At 68.6% G+C, this 21115-nt stretch carries 18 protein-coding genes and 2 pseudogenes; 8 read left to right on the top strand and 12 right to left on the bottom strand.

All coding sequences use genetic code 11. The annotated features are described in order from the left end of the window. Window positions 1-42: 42 nt before the first annotated feature. Window positions 43-597 carry a hypothetical protein gene (locus tag ACFVYF_RS33295; protein WP_389461454.1) on the top strand — a complete coding sequence of 185 codons (555 nt, stop codon included), beginning with the start codon at window positions 43-45 and terminating at the stop codon, window positions 595-597. A 192-nt stretch (window positions 598-789) separates the two neighbouring features. On the opposite strand, the gene ACFVYF_RS33300 is transcribed toward ACFVYF_RS33295, so the two are convergent. The 5 genes from ACFVYF_RS33300 to ACFVYF_RS33320 form a co-directional block, all read right to left on the bottom strand. Beyond that, complete coding sequence (locus tag ACFVYF_RS33300) at window positions 790-951, bottom strand: hypothetical protein (RefSeq protein ID WP_389461455.1); 162 nt, start codon at window positions 949-951, stop codon at window positions 790-792. A gap of 481 nt (window positions 952-1432) precedes the next feature. After that, on the bottom strand, window positions 1433-1999 hold the full coding sequence (gene tsaE, locus ACFVYF_RS33305; protein WP_389461456.1) for a tRNA (adenosine(37)-N6)-threonylcarbamoyltransferase complex ATPase subunit type 1 TsaE: 567 nt from the start codon (window positions 1997-1999) through the stop codon (window positions 1433-1435). After that, a complete protein-coding gene (locus ACFVYF_RS33310) occupies window positions 1965-3209 on the bottom strand; it encodes an alpha/beta fold hydrolase (RefSeq protein ID WP_389461457.1) in 1245 nt (414 codons plus the stop codon). The genes tsaE and ACFVYF_RS33310 overlap by 35 nt, the downstream gene beginning before the upstream one ends. Before the next feature lie 200 nt (window positions 3210-3409). Next, complete coding sequence (gene alr, locus ACFVYF_RS33315) at window positions 3410-4603, bottom strand: alanine racemase (protein WP_389461458.1); 1194 nt, start codon at window positions 4601-4603, stop codon at window positions 3410-3412. 171 nt (window positions 4604-4774) lie between these two features. Beyond that, a complete protein-coding gene (locus tag ACFVYF_RS33320; protein WP_389461459.1) occupies window positions 4775-5668 on the bottom strand; it encodes a L,D-transpeptidase family protein in 894 nt (297 codons plus the stop codon). 162 nt (window positions 5669-5830) lie between these two features. Between ACFVYF_RS33320 and ACFVYF_RS33325 the strand changes: the two genes are divergently transcribed. After that, the gene (locus tag ACFVYF_RS33325; RefSeq protein ID WP_389461460.1) at window positions 5831-6085 is read left to right on the top strand and encodes a hypothetical protein; all 255 of its coding nucleotides are present in this window, start codon (window positions 5831-5833) and stop codon (window positions 6083-6085) included. Between the two features lie 923 nt (window positions 6086-7008). Here the strand turns inward: ACFVYF_RS33325 and ACFVYF_RS33330 are convergent. The 6 genes and pseudogenes from ACFVYF_RS33330 to ACFVYF_RS33355 all read right to left on the bottom strand — a co-directional run bounded on the left by ACFVYF_RS33330 (window position 7009) and on the right by ACFVYF_RS33355 (window position 13907). Further along, on the bottom strand, window positions 7009-7140 hold the full coding sequence (locus ACFVYF_RS33330; protein WP_389461461.1) for a hypothetical protein: 132 nt from the start codon (window positions 7138-7140) through the stop codon (window positions 7009-7011). 39 nt (window positions 7141-7179) lie between these two features. Further along, window positions 7180-7674, bottom strand: coding sequence for an RHS repeat-associated core domain-containing protein (locus tag ACFVYF_RS33335; protein ID WP_389461616.1), 495 nt, complete (start codon window positions 7672-7674; stop codon window positions 7180-7182). A gap of 42 nt (window positions 7675-7716) precedes the next feature. Next, window positions 7717-7815, bottom strand: a pseudogene (locus ACFVYF_RS33340) (IS5/IS1182 family transposase); the annotation flags it as partial. A 313-nt stretch (window positions 7816-8128) separates the two neighbouring features. After that, window positions 8129-11425: an RHS repeat-associated core domain-containing protein gene (locus tag ACFVYF_RS33345; RefSeq protein ID WP_389461618.1), complete on the bottom strand. Its 3297-nt coding sequence runs from the start codon at window positions 11423-11425 to the stop codon at window positions 8129-8131. 613 nt (window positions 11426-12038) lie between these two features. Continuing rightward, window positions 12039-13478 carry an NAD(P)H-hydrate dehydratase gene (locus ACFVYF_RS33350; RefSeq protein WP_389461463.1) on the bottom strand — a complete coding sequence of 480 codons (1440 nt, stop codon included), beginning with the start codon at window positions 13476-13478 and terminating at the stop codon, window positions 12039-12041. A 57-nt stretch (window positions 13479-13535) separates the two neighbouring features. Next, window positions 13536-13907: a holo-ACP synthase gene (locus ACFVYF_RS33355; protein ID WP_383282705.1), complete on the bottom strand. Its 372-nt coding sequence runs from the start codon at window positions 13905-13907 to the stop codon at window positions 13536-13538. 149 nt (window positions 13908-14056) lie between these two features. Here ACFVYF_RS33355 and ACFVYF_RS33360 point away from each other — a divergent pair, with 149 nt between their 5' ends. From ACFVYF_RS33360 to ACFVYF_RS33380, 5 genes and pseudogenes are all read left to right on the top strand, one after another. Further along, window positions 14057-15949 (top strand): RNase A-like domain-containing protein, encoded by a 1893-nt coding sequence (locus ACFVYF_RS33360; RefSeq protein WP_389461465.1) that lies wholly within the window; start codon window positions 14057-14059, stop codon window positions 15947-15949. Between the two features lie 21 nt (window positions 15950-15970). Then, complete coding sequence (locus ACFVYF_RS33365; RefSeq protein WP_389461467.1) at window positions 15971-16528, top strand: hypothetical protein; 558 nt, start codon at window positions 15971-15973, stop codon at window positions 16526-16528. Between the two features lie 108 nt (window positions 16529-16636). Further along, on the top strand, window positions 16637-17248 hold the full coding sequence (locus ACFVYF_RS33370; protein ID WP_389461469.1) for a hypothetical protein: 612 nt from the start codon (window positions 16637-16639) through the stop codon (window positions 17246-17248). Between the two features lie 1014 nt (window positions 17249-18262). Then, the gene (locus tag ACFVYF_RS33375; protein ID WP_389461470.1) at window positions 18263-19189 is read left to right on the top strand and encodes a hypothetical protein; all 927 of its coding nucleotides are present in this window, start codon (window positions 18263-18265) and stop codon (window positions 19187-19189) included. A gap of 133 nt (window positions 19190-19322) precedes the next feature. Further along, window positions 19323-19552: pseudogene (locus ACFVYF_RS33380) on the top strand (GNAT family N-acetyltransferase); the annotation flags it as partial. Between the two features lie 62 nt (window positions 19553-19614). On the opposite strand, the gene ACFVYF_RS33385 reads toward ACFVYF_RS33380, so the two are convergent. Next, window positions 19615-20037 carry an ATP-binding protein gene (locus tag ACFVYF_RS33385; protein ID WP_389461472.1) on the bottom strand — a complete coding sequence of 141 codons (423 nt, stop codon included), beginning with the start codon at window positions 20035-20037 and terminating at the stop codon, window positions 19615-19617. A 225-nt stretch (window positions 20038-20262) separates the two neighbouring features. Between ACFVYF_RS33385 and ACFVYF_RS33390 the strand changes: the two genes are divergently transcribed. Continuing rightward, window positions 20263-21114 carry a helix-turn-helix domain-containing protein gene (locus ACFVYF_RS33390; RefSeq protein WP_389461473.1) on the top strand — a complete coding sequence of 284 codons (852 nt, stop codon included), beginning with the start codon at window positions 20263-20265 and terminating at the stop codon, window positions 21112-21114. The last annotated feature ends 1 nt before the right edge of the window (window position 21115 follow it).

Below are 21115 nucleotides of genomic sequence, written 5' to 3' on the forward strand. Positions count from 1 at the left end.
ACGTTCAGGGCAGGAACGTGGTACGAGAGGTGGGCACACAAGGTGGCTAGGAGCAGCTCGGGAATCGTGGCCGGGCTCACCGTGGCGGCCGTGGCCGCAGTCGGCTTCCTCGCCTACCAGGCGTCGGCCAATGTGCCGGACAACCTGGGCAAACCCCACACGGCCAAGTCATCCAAGGCCCCCACGTCGAAGGCACCCCGGGACAAGAAGAACCCGGCCGCGCTGCCCGCCGAGTCCGGCACCGGCGAGCGGGTCGTCTACTCGGTCGACGACGACCGCGTCTGGCTGGTCGCCGCGAACAACAAGACCCAGCGCACCTTCAAGGTCACCCCCAGCACGGTTGACCCGCTGCCCGCCACCTACCACGTGACCTCGCGCTCGAACGCGATCACCGGCTCGGACGGCACCCCGATCGAGCACGTGGTGCGGTTCGCCGCGAACGACGGTGTCGCGATCGGGTTCAGCGCGGCGGTCAGCGGCTCGACGGCCAAGCCCGACTCGGCAGCCAAGACGGGCGGCATCCGGGAGTCCCGCGAGGACGGCGACGCGATGTGGACGTTCGCGACGATCGGCGTGAAGGTCGTCGTCATCAAGTAGGGGCGTGCGCGGTCGAGTAGTGCCGCGGGCAGTCGCGTAGTGCCGTACGCCATCACGTTGTGCCGTGGGCCATCACGTAGTGCCGTGGGCCATCACCGCAATGCCGTCTGTGCGCACGTGATGCCGTGGGCCATCGCCGCAATGCCGTCTGTGCGCACGTAATGCCGTGGGCCCGCACGTCCGGCAGGCGCGTTACGCGGCTTCGCAGCGCTCCTGCGGTACGGGCGCGGCCTCGGGCAGGGGCGCGCTCGGCGGGGTGGACACCGCGGCGGCGGCCGCGCAGGACGCCAGCAGCTCGCGCATGGACACCCCGGCGGCCACGCGCGGTGCGTCGTCTCGTTCTGAAGCCGGCATGGACGCCTCCTGGGGCCGCGGGGGCAAGCGTGGTTAGGTAGACCTAACTACGAACTGGTATCCATGTGACCATGCCCGGGACGCCGGGCGCAACAGGTTGCCGACGTCTTGTCGGAACGTTCATCAATTCCGCGGCGGACAGGGTGCCGTGGGCACCCGCCGGCCGGCGCGGAGCCCGGGCCGGCGGCGCGCCTCGGCGAATGGGCGGCGGACCGCACGCGTCAACTGACGGGCCGGCGGGCAGCACGCGTCGGCGGACGGACAGCGGGTGGTGCGCATTACCGACGGACGGCAGCGGATCCACGCGTCAGCGGATGGTGCGCATTACCGACGGACGGCAGCGGGTGGCGCGCGTCAGCGGACGGGCGGCAGCGGGTGGTGCGTGTCAGCGGACGGACGGCAGCGGGTGGTGCGCGTCAGCGGACGGGCGGCAGCGGGTGGTGCGGGGCCCGGCCAGGGGCGACCGGGCCCGGCGCGACGGTCACGCCGTGAGCGCGCTCAGGTCGGCCTTGGCCCACCGCTCGCCGAGGCCGGTCAGCGTGACGTGCCGTACCTCGTCCGTCGTGTCCCCGACCGCGCGGTGGATCACGACGTGCAGCCGGTCGTCGGTCAGCTCCTCGACCTTGCCCTCGCCCCACTCGACGACGATCACCGAGTCGGACAGCGAGACGTCGAGGTCGAGGTCCTCCATCTCGTCAAGGCCGCCGCCGAGGCGGTACGCGTCCACGTGCACCAGCGGCGGCCCGTCCACGAGGGAGGGGTGGACGCGCGCGATGACGAAGGTCGGCGACGTGACCGCGCCCCGGACGCCGAGCCCCTCGCCGAGTCCGCGCGTGAGTGTCGTCTTGCCGGCGCCGAGCTCCCCGTTCAGCATCACGAGGTCGCCCGCGCGCAGCAGTTCGGCGAGGCGGCGGCCGAGCTCCCGCATCTGTTCGGGGGAGGTGACGGTCATCCCGACGCTGACGCCCTCCACGGCGGGCTCGGCCGGGTGGTGCGCCGACCCCACGGTGGGCTCAGCCTGGTTGTGCGCTGCTGCTGGTGCTTCCATAGCCACCCACGGTAGCTCCTGCCGGCACGGCGCCCGCCCGCATCAGAAGGTCCGCGAGACGGTCTATGACGACCTCGGGATGCTCCAGCATCACCAGGTGCCCGGCGTCCGGTACGAGCACCAGTTCGGCGTCCGGGAGCAGGTCCGCGATGGCCTCGCTGTGCTCGCTCGGGGTCACCAGATCCTTGACGCCGGCCAGGACGAGGACGGGCATCCCGGTGAAGTGCGCCAGGGCCTCGGTCTTGTCGTGCTCGGTGAACGCCGGGTAGAACTCGGCGACCACGTCGATCGGCGTGCCCTCGATCATCCGCTCGGCGAACCGCTCGACCGCCGGGTCGACGTCCCGGGACGCGAACGAGTACCGCTTGATGATCCCGGCGAACAGATCGGCCGTGGCCCGCCGCCCCCGCTCCACCAGAGCGGCCTGCTGCCCCAGCGCCTTCAACACGCCGGGGAGTACGCGCCGCACGGCGTTGACGCCCGCGACCGGCAGCCCGAAATTGACCTCGCCGAGCCGCCCGGACGACGTACCGACGAGGGCGACCGCGACGACCCGGTCGCGGACCAGCTCGGGGTACTGGTCGGCGAAGGCCATCATCGTCATGCCGCCCATGGAGTGTCCGACCAGCACGATCGGGCCCTCGGGCACGGCCGCGTCGATGACGGCCTTCAGGTCCTGGCCGAGCTGGTCGATGGTGACCGGCGTCCGGTGCTCGACCTGGTCGACGCCCCGGCCGGACCGCCCGTGGCTGCGCTGGTCCCAGTGCACCATGCGCACCACACCGCGCAGCGCGGCCCGCTGGAAGTGCCAGGAGTCCTGGCTGAGGCAGTAGCCGTGGCTGAAGACGACGGTGACCGGGGCGGGGGCCTTGCGTCCGAAGAGCCGGCGGCGGCGCGGGGAGAGGGAGTTGTCCGTCTCCACGTCGTCCACCTCGTAGTACAGCTCGGTGCCGTCGTCCGCGATCGCCTTGCCGGGGGTGCCGCGCAGCGAGCCGTACGGGCCCGTCGAGTCGAGCGCGAGGCGGGCCTTCCGGCGCATCCCGCGGCCGACCGTGAGCCGCTCGAGCGCGACTCCGGCCGCGGCACCCGCCGCGACGACGCCTATCGCGGCGCCGGCGACACCGGCCCGGCGCCATGTCCCGGCGGCCCCGGCGGAGGCGACGGCCGCGGCGGCGACGTCCGCGGCGGCCTCCGCGCTGCTCTCGCTCACGTACCGCTCCTCTTCGCCGGAGTGCCGAGTGTCGTTCGGCCTGTCGTCTGGGTCGGGTGGGTCGGGTGGTGCCGTCGGCGGTGCAGCCGGGAGGGTCATCCGGCTCGCCATGTCCTGTTGTCCTGTGCAGGTCACCGTATGCGGGTTACCCGTGTTGTTGCTTCTTCACCTTGTGCCGTGTTCGCCCTGCGCGTGATCCGTCATGCGTTCCGCCCCGCTTGTTCCTCTTGTCCTTCATTGACGTAGACGCGTTGTCCTTCATTCACGTAGACGCGCGGGACGCGGGTTCCGATGCGGGTGACGATTTCGTACGCGATCGTGCCGGCCGCCTGCGCCCAGTCCTCGGCGGTCGGCTCACCGCGGTCGCCGGGTCCGAAGAGGATCGCCTGGTCGCCGGCCTCGGGCAGGTCCCCGCCCAGGTCGACCACGAACTGGTCCATCGCGACCCGGCCCGCGACCGTCCGCCACTTGCCGCCGATCAGCACCGGGCCGGTGCCGGAGGCGTGGCGCGGGATGCCGTCCGCGTAGCCGACGGGGACGAGGCCGAGGGTCGTGTCGCCGGGGGTGACGTAGTGATGTCCGTAGCTGACGCCGTGGCCCCCCGGCACGTGCTTGACGAGCGCGAGCGACGCGCTGAGCGTCATCACCGGGCGCAGTCCGAAGTCGGCCGGGGTGCCGATCTCGGGGCTCGGCGAGATGCCGTAGAGCGCGATCCCGGTGCGAACGAGGTCGAAGTGGCTCTCGGGAAGCGTCAGGGTGGCGGGCGAGTTGGCGATGTGCCGCACCTCGGGGCGGACGCCCTGCTCCTCGGCGTACGCCACCAGCGCGCGGAAAGAGGTGAGCTGGGCCTCGATGGAGGGGTGGCCCGGCTCGTCGGCGCAGGCGAAGTGGGACCAGAGGCCGGTGATGCGGACGAGTCCGTCCCGCTCGGCACGCAGCGCCTCCGTGACCAGCTCGGGCCAGTCGGCGGGCTGGCAGCCGTTGCGCCCGAGGCCGGTGTCGGCCTTGAGCTGCACGCGCGCGGGGATATCCGCTTCCCGGGCCGCGCGGACGACCTCCCGCAGGGCCCACATCCCGCTGAGCGACACGTCCAGGTCGGCCTCGACGGCCTGCTTCCAGGGGCCGCCGGGGGTCCAGAGCCAGCACATGATGCGGCCGGTCAGCCCCGCCGCGCGCAGCGCCAGTGCTTCTTCCGGGGTGGCGGTGCCCAGCCAGCCGGCGCCCGCCTCCACGGCCGCGCGGGCGCACGGCACGGCCCCGTGGCCGTAGGCGTCCGACTTCACGACGGCCATGAGGGCCGCGCCGGGCGCCAGGGCGCGCAGGGTCCGCACATTGGCGCGCAGGGCGGCCAGGTCGATCTCGGCGCGGGCGCGCAGGTCTGCTGTCTCATTCATGGCGCCCCCAGTGTCTCAGAGGGGTACGACAGCGCCCCCGCCGTGGGTGGCCCACCGGGTGGGCCCGCTCCCCGTCACGGCCGCCCGCCGTCCGGCTCACGCGCCGGGGCGCCTCGGCTCACGCGCCGGGCACGCGCATGTCGGCTCACGTGCCGGGAACGCCCCGTCCGCTCAGGTGCCGGCCCGGCGGCCCCACACGTACACCCGGTCGCCCTTCTTCAGGACGCCCCACAGCGTGCGGGCGTCCGCGAGCCGCAGATTCACACAGCCCCACGAGCCGTTGGGGTCGTAGATGCTGCCGTAGATGGCGTGGAAGGCCTGTCCCCCGTCGAAGAACTGGCTGTACGGCATGGGCGAGTTGTACAGCGTCGACCAGTGGTTCTTGTGCTTCCAGTAGATCTTGTGCCAGCCGGTCCTGGTCCGGTACCCGGCCCGTCCGCTGCGCATCGGGACCGGCCCGAAGACGACTGCCTTGCCCTTCTGCACCCAGGTCAGCTGGCGCGCGAGGTCCACGCAGGCGACGCGTTCGGTGCGCACCGGACACTTCCCGGCGGCGTTCGGATCCTTCTTGGCCGACAGGAGCCGCATATGGGCCCAGGTGACGGGGCCGGCGAAGCCGCTGTCGGGCTTGATGCCCTGCTTCCGCTGGAACGCGCGGATGGCCCGGCAGTCGCTCGCCGACTGCTTCCCGTCCACCGTCAGCTTCAGCCACCGCTCGACCTGCCGCTGGTGCGGCCCGGTCTGCTTGGTGCAGGCCACGGCCTTGCCCGCGGCGGCGTCACCGAGCGGTACGTACTCGACGAGGGCGTCGGCCCCGGGCGCCGCGTCCCTGGGCTCGACCGCGTCCTCCTGGGCGCTCGGCGTGTAGACCTTCGGCGCGAGCATCTGATCGGGTGTGTCCACCTGCCACGGCTGCTGCGGCCCCGGCGCGACGCCCGGAACCAGCTCACTGCCGGGCCCGGCCGCGGGCGGTCCCGGCTCGGCCAGGGCACTCCCCACGGGCAGTACGGCCACCAGCGCGAGCAGCAGCGCACCGCCCCGGACCGTCATGCGTGTGCTGATCATGTGACCAGCGATACGCAACGCGGGCGCGGGACGGCGGGCGCCGCGCGGAAGGACCGCGGCTTTTAACCCGTCCGGCGTGGGGAGAGGTGGACCGCCCACGCGGAAGCGCCGTGTCTTTTACCTCGTGTGTTCAGCTACGCCCGTGAAAGGACCGGACGGCGAGTGGCTGTCGTAGTTCCGGGATCCGGGCATGTGTGGTTCCTCGATGTCCTCTACCGTGATCACGCCGAGGCCGAGGACCGTGTCAAAGCGATCAAGCGGATCGGCCTCGGGCTGCTGCCCTCGAAGTCCTGGCAGCTGAACGCCGCCTGGATCCTGGCCGCCGGCCGCATTTCTCCGCATGGCGGTCTGAGAGCCGTAGGCCGCTCTACCGAATCTACTCATGGTGACTTCTGTGCTGATGGTCGCGTGTTGTGACGTCGGCGCATCAACCACTGCACGGCCGCAGGTGTAGCCAGGGGAATCCCCAGGAGCATCTGGCCCCACTCGGGGTTGTCTCCACTGGTCGCAAGGATGACAGTCAGGGGGATTACAACGAGAGCCCACCCGAAATACAACGCGTAGACAGCACCACGGAGAGGGGTACTGAGAGAGGTCACGTCGGACTTTGACGTCTCCTGCAGAAGCCGGACCGTGACCGCGACGTGGAGGATGCACATCGCGATCAGGACGGCCACGACAAACGCGGGGTACCCATGTGCAACGGCCAGTACCGCTATCGACACCACCGCTGCGGAGACCACCCACAACAGGACCTGCGCAGTACTTCGCCCCCCGGACATACGTCCTCCTATGTGGGCAATCCACAGACGTTCACTAATTCCTTGAAGTCTGGCGAATAATCAATATGGCGCGAGTGATGTCGAGTGGAAGCCGTCAGGGCGATTGCCGCTTCTTGATGTCTCCCCACGAACATGTATGTGACGCTGAAGATGCATACGGTCAACCCCAGGAGAACCCAACCACCGGTATCCCAACGAACATCATCCATCGCTACACTGCGGCACGCTGACCGACGGACCACCCGACCTCGGGCATCTTCTTCCCGTATCTGTGTGCGCGGATGCCGGGTGCGTCGGGCACCCGGCATCCGCTCGTTCGGCTTGTTTTGTTTAGCCGCCGCTCACGGCGTTCGATGCGATGTGCCCGACACTCGACGAGATGGCATAGCAGCCGGTCGCCGCCCCGAGAGATCCTCCGAGTGTGGCCGGGGCCGATGCGGCAACGGCCGTCCCCATACGGCCGCTGCCGGTCCGCCGGCAACCACTCCGGCCACGTCGCCCCACAGCGCCATTGTGTTGTCCTGGGCAGGATGCGCCACCCCAGTGAGATCTCAGGTGCTACTTCTTCTTGCGAGCCTGGGCAACGCCGAAGACGATGAACGCCAGGATGGCGATTCCGCACAACAGCCATAGGGGGACGCCGTCAAGTCCCTTGTAGGCAAGCACATTCGAAGCCGCGGTGGATTCCATGATGTCTCCTTCGTTGCAGGCGAAATCAGAGTCTCTGGTCTAGCTCGTAGCGTCTCTGTATGCCGCTTCCGTGGCCTGGCCGACTGCCATGCCGCCGACTGCGCAGGGGATGGCTCCTGCCCCTCCGGTTAGGTACGTGCACCCGGCGGTGAATGCCTTGTCAGCAGCGAAACTGATCGCCGTTCCAGCAGCTGCCTTGTAGTCCCCGGTTGCCAGCTGTCCGACGAATTGGCCGGCAGCGATTGCGTCCCCGCCCTTGCCTACAGCATCCATCACGGTGCCGAGACTGAGGGTGCCGTTGGGGTCGATCCGGTTGACCGGGTCGCCCTCCGCGTACAGGTAAGGATTCTGTTCCTGCCCCGACGGGTCGGGCTGGGTGAAGCGGCCGATGTTGGGGTCGTAGTAGCGGGCGCCGTAGTGGTAGAGGCCTGTGGCGTCTTGGCAGCCGCCGGCGAAGCGGTAGGGCTGGGGGTTCTTCTCGCTGGTCGTGGAGCGGGTGACGCCGCGGGGGCTGTAGGCGTACGTGTTGACCATCGTGCCCGCCTCATCAGCAAGGCCGATGACTGAGCTTCTTGAGCGTTGCCGCTCCAGCGTGAGGATGGCCTTGGCGATTGACGTCATTCGATTCGGGCTGCATCGGGACGGGCGGAAGATGCGCCAGGACTTCAAGCGCGCGGGGGGGCCGAGCTTCGATTTCCAGGCCAGGGACCTGCTCAGGGCTGCGCTTGTTTCGTGTACCTGAGAGTGAGGAAGAGTCCTGTCCACATGACGGCAGCGAAGACAACCAGTACCCAGCCTGCGGCGTTACCCATGATCGCGAGTGCCGCTCCGGCGATCACCAGGACTGCTGATGCGATTGACGACCAGACATAGAACATGCGCGACTTACCTTGCTGTTCCGCAGATGGACCAAGCTGTCCCACGGTTGAATCTCCCTGCGTTGAGAAGCTGTGGCGGGCGGCTGTGACGCCGCCCGCCGCTGTATTAGTTATCCGCCTATCAAGTTCGAGACTCCTGTACTGGCCCCCCAAGCGGCCGCGTAGCACAGAGCCTGTCCGCCTACCTCTGACGCTCCGAGAGTGGGCACAGCACCAGCGGCCGCGATCGCTTCGCAGGCGAAGCCGGCGGCTGCGCCGGCCGCCAGTCCGGCGACATCTCCCCACAGGCCCTGGGCGTCGCCGGACATCAGGTGGTAGCCGCCCTGGATGACGTCACCCGCAGGGCCCAGCCAGTCCCATGATGCGAGCCCGTTGGGGTCGATGCGGTTGACGGGGTCGCCTTCGGCGTAGAGGTAGGGGTTCTGCTCCTGTCCGGAGGGGTCGGGGCTGGTGAAGCGGCCGATGTTGGGGTCGTAGTAGCGGGCGCCGTAGTGGTAGAGGCCCGTGACGTCTTGGTAGCCGGCGGCGAAGCGGTAGGGCTGGGCCACCTTTTCGGTGGTGGAGGCCCTGGTGACGCCGCGGGGGCTGTAGGCGTACGTGTTGACCTTGGCGCCTGTCTCGTCGGCGAGACCTACGACTGAGCCGAGGGCGTCGGTGAGGTAGTAGTACGCCTTGCCCCCGGTCGTCATGGAGTTCAGGGTGCCCCCGGGTTCGCGGTTGAATCCCGTGTCCACACCGGCAGTTGAGGTGGCGGCCAGGCCGATCGGTCCGTTGTGGAAGTAGGTGTCCCCGAGGCGGATGCGTTCGCTCTGGTCGGTGGATCCGTACTGCCCGGTGTACGTCTTTCCGCCCACGGTCAGGGAGGTCAGCTGGGAATGGTCGGTCCACTTCTCGGCCGTGCGGGTGCCTTCCGGGGTGGACGCGCCGGCGGTCTCGTTGCCGATCTTGTCGTAGGACCAGTTGGTCGTGGAGCCGTTCTTCGCGGTGACCTGCTGGGCGTCGTTGATGGTGTAGGTGGTGGCGCCGGGGCAGCCGGCCGCGGTGCCCTGGCTGGTGAGGTTGCCTGCGAGGTCGTAGCAGTAGAGCCAGGAGGAGTTGAGGGTGGTGCCCTTCTTTTCCTCGGCGTAGGAGAAGCGGCCCGCGCTGTCGTAGGTGTAGGTGGTCTTCAGGCCGGTGACGTTGTCGCTGGACGAGCGGATCTTGCTGCCGTCCGTCGTCCCGCTGGTGCCGTAGCCGTAGGAGTAGGCCAGGTCGACCAGGGTGCCCTTGGGGGAGGTGGTCTTGATGGTCTTGGGTCGGCCGGAGTTGTCGGGATCGACCTTCTGCACCGTGCCACCCGGATAGGTGGTCGTAGTGCGGACGTCGTTGTTGTTGTACTTGTACGTCGTCACCCGGCCCGCGGGGTCCTTCAGCTCGGCGAGCTTGTTGACCTCGTTCCAGGTGTAGTCGACCGTGCCGGCGGGGTCCTGGTAGTAGTCGACGTTGCCGGCCGGGGTGTAGGCGAGCAGGGTCTGTGAGCCGTCCTGCAGGGTGCGGATCGTCTCGCGCTGCAGCGGGTCGAACTGATAGACGATGGTGCCGGTGCTGTCGGTGCGCTGCCGGAGGTTGCCGTCGCCGTCGTACCAGTATTCGACACGTGCTTTGTTGGTCGTGTCGACGATGCGGATGCGATCGCGGTTGTCGTAGGTATAGGTGACGGTCACACCGCGGGCGTCGGTGACGGTCTTGGTGCGGCCGAGGTCGTCGTAGGTGTAGGTCGTCTTGGCCAGCGGGGCGGGCGGGGTGACGGTGTCCAGGTTGCCCGCGCTGTCGTAGTGGAAGGTGGTGGTGACCGTCTTCGTCGCGGTCATCTTCGTCTTCTCGGTGCAGCGCTGGCCCTCGAAGCCGCCGCAGGTGGGGGAGGCGGGGTTGTAGGTGTAGGAGACGTTGCCGCCGCCGGTACCGGTCTGCGCCACCGACATCGTGTTGCCGACGGCGTCGTAGGTGAAGTCGGTCTTCTCGCCGTCGGCGTTGGTGGAGTCCTTGGGAACGTCCGCGCCGGCGATGGTCTGCCAGTGGTTGACGCTCTGGCCGCCGGTCGGTTGTGTGACGGTCTCGAGGTTGTTGCGGGTGTTGAAGCCGTAGTCGGTGACGTTGCCCGGGGTGGTGCCCGAGCCCATCGCATCCGTGCTGGTGTCGATGTTGTGGTTCGCGTCGAACTTGGTGGAGCGCTTGTGGCCCAGCGCGTCGGTGACGTCGGAGACCTGACCGTCACCGTCGTGCTGGTACTTCGTCGCATGCGCCTCCGGGTCGGTGGCCGTGGTCGTACCGGCCGCGGTCGCCGCGTCGCTGGTGTAGCTGTAGGTCCAGGTCGGGCGGGTGTGACCGTCGCTGTTGAAGCCGGTGCCGCGCAGCATGGAGGTGACGCGGTTGGCGTCGTCGTAGGTGAAGACCGTCACCCGCCCCTCAGCGGTGGTGATCTTGTCGATGCGTCCCCAGGCGTCGTAACGGAAGACGGTCGTCTTGCCTTCGGTGTCGGTGGTGGAGGCGAGGTTGCCGTCCGCGTCGAGGTTGAAGACGGCGGTGCGGCCGGTGTTGTCCTTGGCCTGCCACTGCGAGGCGTCCGTCTTGACCAGGTCCACCCAGCGGTTTGAGCGGGTCTCGGTGAGCTTGAAGCCCTTGTGCTCGCCGCTCTCGTCGTGCTGCGTGACGGTGATGGTCCCCTTGTTGCGGTCGGTGACCTTCGTCAGCGTCCCGTTCGCGTCGTAGGTGTCCTTCGCACCTGACTTCCAGTTGGCGAGGGTGTAGGTGCCGTCACTGTTCTTCTTCAGCTCCTGCGAATACCCCTTCGGGGTGGTGAACGTACCGTCACTGTTCTTGGTGAACCGGACGGTCGCACCGCTGGAGTCATAGAGGACGACCTCGGTGCTCGAGACCGACAGATAGCGCTCGTACTGCTGCCACCACCGCTGGGAGACCTTCCCCCAGGGCGCGTCCAGCGAGTTGTAGGTGCGCGCCAGCGTCAGGTCCTGGCCGACCCCGCTGATCTGGAAATCGGTGGCCGTCAGCATCAGGTTGCCGGTCGAGTAGTCGATCCGGGCGGTCAGCGCGTCCGTGATCGCGAAGTCGGTGATCCGGTGCCAGGGCACGTCTCCCTGGCCCTCCGGCACCAGGCTCAGCACACCAGCGTCCCGCGCCGCGGAACCGGAAGACTTACCAGCCGCTGCCGACGGTGCGGGCTTGGACGCACGCTCCTTCTGCGCCTGACGCCAGGCGGCCAGCTCCTTGGACGGCTCACGTTCCGGCTGCGTGGCCACCGGCTTCGTCGAGCCGACCTTCACCGCCGGCATCTCGAAGCGGGGCGCGTCCTTGCCCCAGGCCGAACCCGGCCCGGGATCGTCCGCGATCGCGGTAGCAGCCGGCAGCATCGACAGCGCGAGCGCACCGGACACCACAACTGCCGCCACAGATATACGAGTTGCTCTCTTACGGGCACGCCGAACGGGCGCGCCGAAGGCACGTGGATGCACGACTTCCCCCCACAGGAAGATGAACCCCGGCAACCCCAACGGTCACCAGAGGCGCACAACGTGTCACACAATCCGTACGAAGTTTCGAGCCATACCCGTGTTTTCCTGTCCCATGCGCCCCGGAATCAGCCCGGCCGTTTGCCCGACGCAAGCTCAGCAAAAGCCGTAAATCGGCGCCTGGACGAGCCCGATTGACCAGGTACGGACCTGCCGCCGCGGCTGAAAGCGTCCGAAACCTGTCGCATCCTTCAGTCGCCTGCCGCTGCCCGCTGAGGCGGTACCAATCTCCCAGAACAGCACAGCTGGGACGGCGCAAGGGGTTCTACGGTCTGCTGGGTCCTGCCAGCCGGGCCCACGTTCTCGGCGAACGTACCGGCATTCCGCTGGACGGCCCCTCCGAGCTGGCTGGGGAACTGTCCGGCCGACCCTGAGGCGGCCGGGAAGCCGATCCACGAGGGCTCGAGGCGTGCCCGTTCCTAGGCGGGCATTGCACCGCCAAGGAGTGACCTCATCAGTGCCGCACGTCCCGCACGTCCCGCCAGGCGGCCGGAATCGCCTCGGCGACGTCGTGGGCCCCCATCGGCGCCCCGTCCGCGGCGAACCGGCCCGCGAGCCCGTGGAGATACGCCCCCACGCTTGCCGCGTCCAGCGCCGAAAGGCCCGCCGCGAGGAGCGATCCGGTGAGCCCGGACAGCACGTCCCCGCTCCCGGCGGTGGCCAGCCAGGACGTGCCCGTCGAGTTCACCCGTACCGCCCCGCCCCCGGGGTCGGCGATCACCGTCGTCGACCCCTTGAGCAGCACCGTCGCCCCGTAGAGCGCCGCGAGTTCGCGCACCGACGTCAGCCGGGCCCGCTCGACCTCCTCGCGGGCGACGCCGAGCAGGGCGGCGGCCTCTCCGGCGTGTGGGGTCATCAGCGTCGGCGCCGTACGCCCTCGTACGAGATCCCGGTCCGCGAGGCGCAGCCCGTCCGCGTCCACCAGGACGGGGACGTCCGCTTCGAGCACTTCGGCGACCATGGCCACGTCGTCCCCGGCGCCGGGTCCCACGACCCATGCCTGGACGCGGCCCGCCTGCCGGGGTCCCTTGTCCGACACGAGCGTCTCGGGGTACCGGGCGATCACCGCGTTCCCCGCGGGCCCGACGTACCGCACCGCGCCCGCGCCTCCGCGCAGCGCACCCGACACGGCGAGCACGGCGGCGCCCGGGTAGCGCGCCGAGCCGGCCGCGATGCCGACCACGCCCCGCCGGTACTTGTCGCTCTCCGCCCCCGGCACGGGCAGCCGCGCCGCCACGTCCACGTGTTGCAGCGCCTCCAGTGCGGCCTCGTCCGGCAGATCGAGCCCGATGTCGACGAGGCGTACGGAACCGGCGTACTCGCGCGCCGGATCGATCAGCAGGCCCGGCTTGTGCGTCCCGAAGGTGACCGTCAGATCGGCACGGACGGCGGCGCCCGCAACCTCGCCGGTGTCGGCGTCGACGCCGCTCGGCAGGTCCACGGCGACGACGGCGGCCCCTGACTCCTCGGCCACGGCGGCCAGCCGTGCGGCATCCGGCCGCAGTCCGCCCTTGCCGCCGATGCCGACGATGCCGTCGACGACCAGGCCGGCCCGGCGGATCAGGGGTTCGGCGGCGTCGGGTGAGGCCTGGGCGCCGCCCGCCCGCAGCAGGGCGGTCAGGCCCCCGGCATGGGTCCGTTCGGGGGCCAGCAGCACCGCGGTGACACCGGCCCCGCGCCGGGCCAGCCGCGCCCCCGCGTACAGGGCGTCCCCGCCGTTGTCCCCGCTGCCGACCAGCAGCACGACCCGGCTGCCGTACACCCGTCCCAGCAACTCCGCGCAGGCCGCGGCCAGTCCGGCGGCCGCGCGCTGCATCAACGCTCCCTCCGGGAGCCGCGCCATCAGCTCCCGCTCAGCAGTCCTTACGGTCTCCACGCTGTACGCAGTTCGCATGCCGTCGAGTCTCCCCCGGAAGCCCTCGTGGCCGCACGCGGGCCGGTCTTTCCGCTGTCATCCCTCCGCGACCACCACCGCCGAGGCCACCCCCGCGTCATGGCTCAGGGAGACATGCCAGGAGCGGACGCCCAGCTCGGCCGCCCGGGCGGCCACCGTCCCCTTCACCCGCAGCCGCGGCTGCCCGCTGTCCTCGACGAAGACCTCCGCGTCGGTCCAGTGCAGCCCCGCCGGGGCGCCCAACGCCTTGGCCAGCGCCTCCTTCGCGGCAAAGCGCGCGGCCAACGACGCGACGCCCCGGCGCTCACCGCTCGGCAGCAGCAACTCGCTCTCCACGAAGAGCCGTTGGGCCATCCCGGGCGTGCGCTCCAAGGAGGCCGCGAACCGATCGATCTCGGCCACGTCGATACCAACCCCGATGATGCTCATGCGGAGCACCTTATGGGCATACGGGTGCGGGCCACTGATGCGCTGACCCCGTGGCCGGCCGAGAGGTGCAGTCGAACGGATAACCGCTGTCCGTAGACTCGTTGGAACAGTAAGTGACGTGAGATGCCGATGTGATGGGGTGCCGCCTGATGTCCACACCTTCGCCGTCGCCGTCCGCGACACCGTCGGCCCCGACGAGCGGAGGAACCCTGCCGGCCCCGCCGTCCGGCTCGCCGTCGTCCGGCTCGACTCCGACCCCTGCGCCGTCCCCGGGCTCGCTCACGGATCCTCAGGGCAAGGACATCTCGCGCCAAGACCCGGGTTCGGAACGCCAGCAGCGCTCCGACGAGCTGGCCGCGATGAAGCCTGCCCCGCCGGGCAATTCCGTCGGCTTCGACGTCCAGCCCAAGCACGTGTACTACGCGTCCTACATGCTGCGGAACGCCCAGTACAACTTCGCCGACCGGGCCAGGAGCCTCGTCGACGCGCTCGACGGGTACGCGCACGCGGCTGGCTGTGGAACGGGCCCGGAGGCCTTCGCGAAGGCGTACGCCGAAGTCGCCGGCCTGTTCCTGGAGGTGTGGGACGCGGCAACGGGCGGCGTCGGCGGCGCCGCCGTGGGCCTCACCGTCACGGCGAACAACTACGCCGAGGCAGAGCACGCGACCAATGTCCTGACACCGGCCGTGGTGAAGAAGAATCCACCCGCCGTACTCAAGAAGGCCGGCGCGGGCGGCCCGGTCGCCGAACTCGGCTGGGGCAACGCTCCCGCCGAAGCAGGCTGGGGCAACGAGATCATCGACGACGTCTCCGGCGTGGTGAGCACGGTCGGCGACCACATCCTGCGCCCGATCCTCAACCACGCCCTGCGCCACGGAAAGGTCGCCGACATCACGCCCGGCGGCGACGACATCGACCTGCCCAAGATCGCAGAGGCCTGGCGCCAGGCGGCCAAGGACGCCAAAAAGTCCGCAGACACCTTCGACGACGCCATCGCCTACCTCACCAACTCCGCACCGGGACACGACGAGTGGCAGAACGCGATGAAGCAGTTCTGCTCGGCCATCTGGGGCACCACGGCCTGGGGCAAGGAACACCACAACTACAAATGGGCCCACAAAGACGGGCAACAGCCCGCACTAGACGTCCTGCAGGACACCGCGCGCGCCATCGCGACGGCATCCGACGCCGTCAGCGCCGAAGTGACCAAGGTCAGATCCACCATCACCGCCGTCTACAAGGACGCGGCGAAGAAGACCTTCGAAGTACAAGGCGTACTGGACGCCCTCAAAAAGGTCGCCGAACTCCCCGAACTGGCAGCCGAGTTCATCGCCAACATCGACACAGGCCGCCTCAACCACGCCGTCGACTCCTACAACCGCGAGATACACGGCTACGCCGACGACCTGACCAAGCTCAAGAGCGCACTGGAAGAGGCCAAACGCAGTGTGCCCACCTACGCCGCCGAAGAAGCACGGGCCGAGGCATTCGGTGCGCGATCGCTCAACGAATTCAAAGAAGAGAGCAAGTGGACCAACCCGGAGGACATCAAGAACAGCGTCTACAGGGTCGACCTGGCCAGTATGGAATGGCTGAACGACGGCCACACCTTGGACAAGCACGTCGGTAAGACTTCCGAGCAACTCGCCCAACGCCTGCGTGATCAAGGCGATCCGGCTACCCCGACATGGCGGCACGGCAAGCCCACGGTCAGCGCGTCCTCCAGCTTCGACGACCTGAACAGCGCGCAGCGGTACACGCAGTACAACATCGACTCACATTCCTCTGAGATCAAGGTATGGCTGGAGGGTCCGCCTGCGGACGGGGATTCGATGAAGCTTGTCGGCCCAGGCCCCAGCGGAGAAATCACGGGCACGAGCGTCACGAAACAGCCATACGACCCGAACGACCCACGGACCGGTTTCAAGGAGGGGGGGATGAGTGCCAAGCCGATCGAGGTGGAGAACATCGACACACGCCTGAAGTACGATTCCAGGCTCAAACCCCCCTTCGTCGTGATGACTTCCATGCCGACGCGCTGACCGATTCTGTTGGGAATAAGAATGGAAACTGTGACCCAGGCCGCGTGGGAGGCAGCCGCTCTGCGCCTCCTGGAGGATGTGTACACGTTCGTGGCGACCGGCCCGAGGTTTCGCTCCGACTGGCAGAACGACGTGCTGGCCGTGATGAACCGAGAGATCGACGACCCGCGAGGCTGGATCACACTCGACTGGGACAAGAACCATGACGGGAGGCGACAGGGGCACGGCCCGTCCTTCCCGTTCCTCCCTCTGTCCCGTGAAGCACTGAGCGAGCGCCTTCACCCAGTCACGGCTGAGACGGCCGCTCGCCTACTGGTGATCATGACGTACGAGTGGGGGCCGATCGGACCCGAGGGCAGCGCGACGGAAGCGCTCGCCGACGCCCGCCTTCTGCTCGGCCGGTACGGCGACGAGATTTCCTGCTACAGCAACATCTCAGAAGCGCGTAGTTCACCGTCGCCGGACCTCACGGCCGGAGTCACCGGCTGGAGCCCCCTCACTCCGTACGACGGCGATTTCGGGTTCGTCGTCGTCTCGCCCGAGGAGGTCGGCGTGTTCTGGTCCTTCAACCCCATCTGACGGAACCCAGCACAGATGCCACCAGGATCAGCCGTTGCGGGACAACCCTCAGGACAGGTGGCAAGTGTGCGCCCATTCCCCCCGTCGTTGCTCTCGGACGGCCCTGCAGTGCGACTCCTGGAAATCGCCATCGCAGCTCAAGATTCCAAGGGAGAGCTGTCGCTGGACGACGAAATCAAGCGATACATCCGAGCCGTCACCGGGGATTGGCTCGCGCACTGGAACTGCTCCGTTTACGCGGCCACCGGAACCCTGGACGTTATCGCTGATCACATCGAGTGCACTCCTGCACTGGAGTCGTTTCCGTCTCACTTCCAAGAGAAAGTCAAGCGAGCATCCGGCGACATGGACCCGGCGGAGTATCTGCGTATGCTCGCCGACATCACTCGAGTTCTCGACCGGCAACCGGCACCCGAGTACTGGGAACTCCCCATGGGCAGCTGGGAATTCCTGCGGACGTTCCCGTATCTGTTTGGATTCGATGGGATCCTCATGGACGAGGGAGGTCAAGACTTCGCTGCTGCCGTGCGAGCCGCCGTGACGAACGAGCACCCCTATTGCCACGAACGTGCCGCCGCATACACCACTGAAGCGCAGCGAGCACTCGTCCTCTTCCCGGGTCCGGATGCGCTCAAGGAGCGACTCTCATGGGCCACCCGCAGCCATCTTCAGGAACTCATCGACACCGTCAACGAGCACATGCAGCGAGAACACTCGTGACCACGTATCCAACTCGTTCCGCCACCTGCCCCACCGCTGAATCAACCGGTTGCACCTGGCGGCAGCTCCCACCGGCCTTCGCTGCCTCCCGGCAGGCGGTGCACCAACGGTTTACGGACTGATCCAAGGCCCAGGCACTACTGCTGGCACGGGTGACCGGCGACAGGGTGTGGTAGCGGATCATTCACTCGGGCTCTCGGGCTCTCGGGCTCTCGGGCTCTCGGGCTCTCGGGCTCTCGGGCTCTCGGGCTCTCGGGCTCTCGGGCTCTCGGGCTCTCGGGCTCTCGCATCCGCGCCGCAGCCCGGCGCCGATGCCGGCAGTAGTCAAGAGGCCCGTGAACGTTATTTTCGACGCGGCGTGCCGCACACGACCTCTGGACGCCTTTTTGGCGGGTCGCCTGACGGCAGTCTTGCCATCGATATTTTCGGCAGGACTCCGAAAAGAAACATGAGGTCTGCAACTTCTCGTTACAGGAACACGAGGTCTGCAACTTCTCGTTTGACCGCGGGTGGCCGAAAATGCCGAAATTCACTTGATTCGGCAACACCGGATGCAGAACAGAGAAGTGCACGGCCGATGCAAGGGCGTACCACCAGCCAGCCTCTGCTTCGCTCAGGCGCTGCACCGGTGCGCTCACCGGGTGGCCGAAAGTGCCCCTTCAGCTACCCCGATCTGGCGAAATTTGCAGGTCGGCGGCTATGGACTCGGAAATCCGAGAAGTGCGGGGCTTCGCGGCCGAATCAGCGAGTATCGGCCAAACGTTCTTTTCGGATGAGTTTACGTACTGCAAACAGAGGGTTGCCCTCTCAGGCGAATGTCGATGAATATTACACTCCCCATTTATCGGAAATATCAGAAACTGCGTGTCTTATGGAAGCAGTCCGGAATTTCACCGGCCGCTCAGCGGCGTGTGCACGGAATTTTCAGGGACCGACTATTCCCTCGTCGGTTTCGCATCGGTCTGCTGCAGCGCCCGCGATCCCCGCTTCACCCGATCCAGAGGAAACCCCGTCATGAACAGGAAACAGACCGCAGCTCTCTTCGCCCTGCCCACGCTCTTCGCCGGCGCAACACTCTTCCTCGGCTCTCCGGCCGGCGCTTCCGCTCTCGCCTGCACCGCCGGTACTGCCGGCATCGCTGGCGCCAACGGCACCGCCGCCCACCCCAACGGCTTTCCCGGCACCGTGGGTGGCCCCGCGACCGGGACCGGGGACTGCGCCGGCGGTGCGGGGGGCCCTGGGGGCAACGGAGTCCTGGGCGGGGTCGGTGGTGCGGGCGGCAACGGTGGCGCGGGCCTCGGCGGCGGTTCCGGCGGTGCGGGCGCTGTCGGCGGCAACGCCGGCCCCAACGGCGCCGCGGGTGGCACCGGCGGCACCGGTGCCACCGGCGGCCTGAACGGCGCCGGCGGTGCGGGCGGAGCCGGCGGCATGGGCACCCACGGCGGTGCGGGCGGTACCGGTGGCCCCGGCGGCAACTCCGGCACCAACGCCGGCACAGGTGGCCGCGGCGGCCTCGGTGGCGTTGGGGGATCGGACGGTGGTGCGGGCGGCAACGCGGGCAACGGCGGCATCGGCCACGGCGGTGGTGGGGGCGGCAACGGCGGCGCCGGTGGCATCAACGGCGCCGGTAATGGCGGTAAGGGTGGTCAGGCCGGCAACGGAGGCAACGGCAGCTTCGGCGGCGCCTATCCGGGCGGTGCCGCGGGCATCGGCGGGGCCGGTGGCCTGAGCTTCGGAGGTATCAACAACTTCGGCGGCAACGGCGGCAACGGGGGCAACGGCGGCGCCAAGTCGGGCGCCAGCAGCGACGGCGTCTGCGGGATCGGCGGCGCCGGCGGCAACGCCACAGGGGGCATCCTCTACCACGGCGGCACCGGCGGGAGCGGCGGGACCTTCGGCTCGGGCAGCCCCTGCGCGAACGGGGCCAACGGAACACCGTGAGCCATCCCGCCGGGGGTCCCGCACGATCCCTGCGCAGGGGCACCTGTTGCGGCCCCGGGGTGTGACGGCCGCACCCTGACCGCCTCGTCGCTGAGAGTCGGTGAGCCGACGCTCAGTGACGAGGGCGCACCCCCTGTGGGGCATCGACAACCACAACCGGTCCGCGTACATCGGGCTGGGCCTGCTGCCGTCCGCCCGCGGCAAGGGCTACGGCACCGACGTGGTCGCGGTGCTGTGCCACTACGGTTTCCTCGTACGTGGCCTGTAGCGCCTGCAGATCGAGACGCTTGCGGACAACACCGCGATGCTGCGCTCCGCCGAGCGCAACGGCTTCGCCGTGAGGGCGTACTGCGCCCCTCGGCTTGAGTGATGGACGAGGTGCTGCTCGGGCTCCTCGTCCAGAACTGGAAGCCGGACGCGAAGAGCTACCCCGCCGCCCGGGCAAGCTCGCACCACACGTACTTACCCCGGTTGCCGAATCTCGACAGCGGCTGCCACCCCCACAGGTCCGAGCACGCGCGGACCAGCGCGAGGCCCCGGCCCTCCTCCGCCTCGCCGAGCCGCTCCAGCGCCCTCGGCGGCTCCGGCGGCCGCGGGTCCGCGTCCCACGCTCCGATCCGCAGCACCTCCGCCGACCAGCGCACCCGCAGTGCGGCCGGCCCCTTGGTGTGGCGTACGGCGTTGGCGACCAGCTCCGCCGCGAGGAGCTCCGCGGTGTCGACCAGTCCGATCAGCCCGTGCATGGTCAGGATCAGGCGCAGGGTACGGCGGCAGACGGTGACGGCGCGGAGATCGTTCGGGATGTGGAGGGAGTACTCCCAGGACGTGTCGGACTCGTTTTCGGGCATGCGTCAACTCCGTTCGGCAAGGGGGGAGTTGCGGATGGCGGGCGGTGACATTGCCGCAACCGCCATGGCAGGACGGAGCGGTGCGCTTCCGGTAGCCCCGGGTTCCGCAGAGTGTGCGTCGCATCACTGACGGTAGACCTTAGATTTAAGAACTCGCAAGCCGGTCGCGTAACCTGACCCCCGAACGAGTCGCGCCAGTAAGCGCGTTGGACCAGGGAGCGGCCCATGGCGACCAAACGGGAACCCACAGCGAGACAGCTGCGTCTGGCGGTCGAACTGCGCAGGCTCCGCGACGCGGCGGGCCTCAGCGCCCGCGAGGCAGCAGCGCTGCTCGGCGTCAACTCCGTGCAGATCAGCCAGATCGAGTCCGGCACCTCAGGCGTGAGCGAGAAGCGACTGCGCCGCCTTGCGGCCCACTACGTCTGCACGGACGAGGCGTTCACGGATGCCCTGGTCGCCATGGCGACCGACCGGACACGAGGCTGGTGGGAGGAGTACCGCGGGGCGCTGCCTACCCCGTTTCTGGACCTTGCAGAGCTGGAGCACCACGCCACGTTCCTGCGGGAAGTCCAGTTTCTGTACATCCCAGGGCCGCTCCAGACGGAGGACTACGCCCGGGCCATCTTCTCCGACAGGATCCCCGAACTCCCGCACGAAGAGCTCGAGTTGCGCGTCCGGCACCGGATGCAACGCAAGGCGATCCTCGAAGGCATCAATCCCACACCTTACGAAGCGGTCATCCACGAGGCGGCACTGCGCATCCGGGTCGGCGACCGCGCCGCCTCACGAGCCCAACTCACCGGCGTCCTCAACCTGTCAGAGGCACCCCACGTCACCGTACGTGTCATTCCGTTCGACCTGGACGGCTTCGGCGGGTCCTGGACCGCCATGATGATGGCGGGCGGCCCGGTCCCCAAGCTCGACACAGCGGTTGGGGACGCACCGCACGCCGCGGCCTTCATTGATTCCGAGGCCCAACTCAGCGTCTTTCGAACACTCTTCCGTAGAGTAGAAGCCGCGTCTCTCGACCCCGAGCGGTCGCGTGACTTTATCCACAGGCTGGCCAAAGAGCTGTGAG

Source organism: Streptomyces sp. NPDC058274, from assembly GCF_042881375.1.
In the GTDB taxonomy this organism is placed as follows: Bacteria; Actinomycetota; Actinomycetes; order Streptomycetales; family Streptomycetaceae; genus Streptomyces.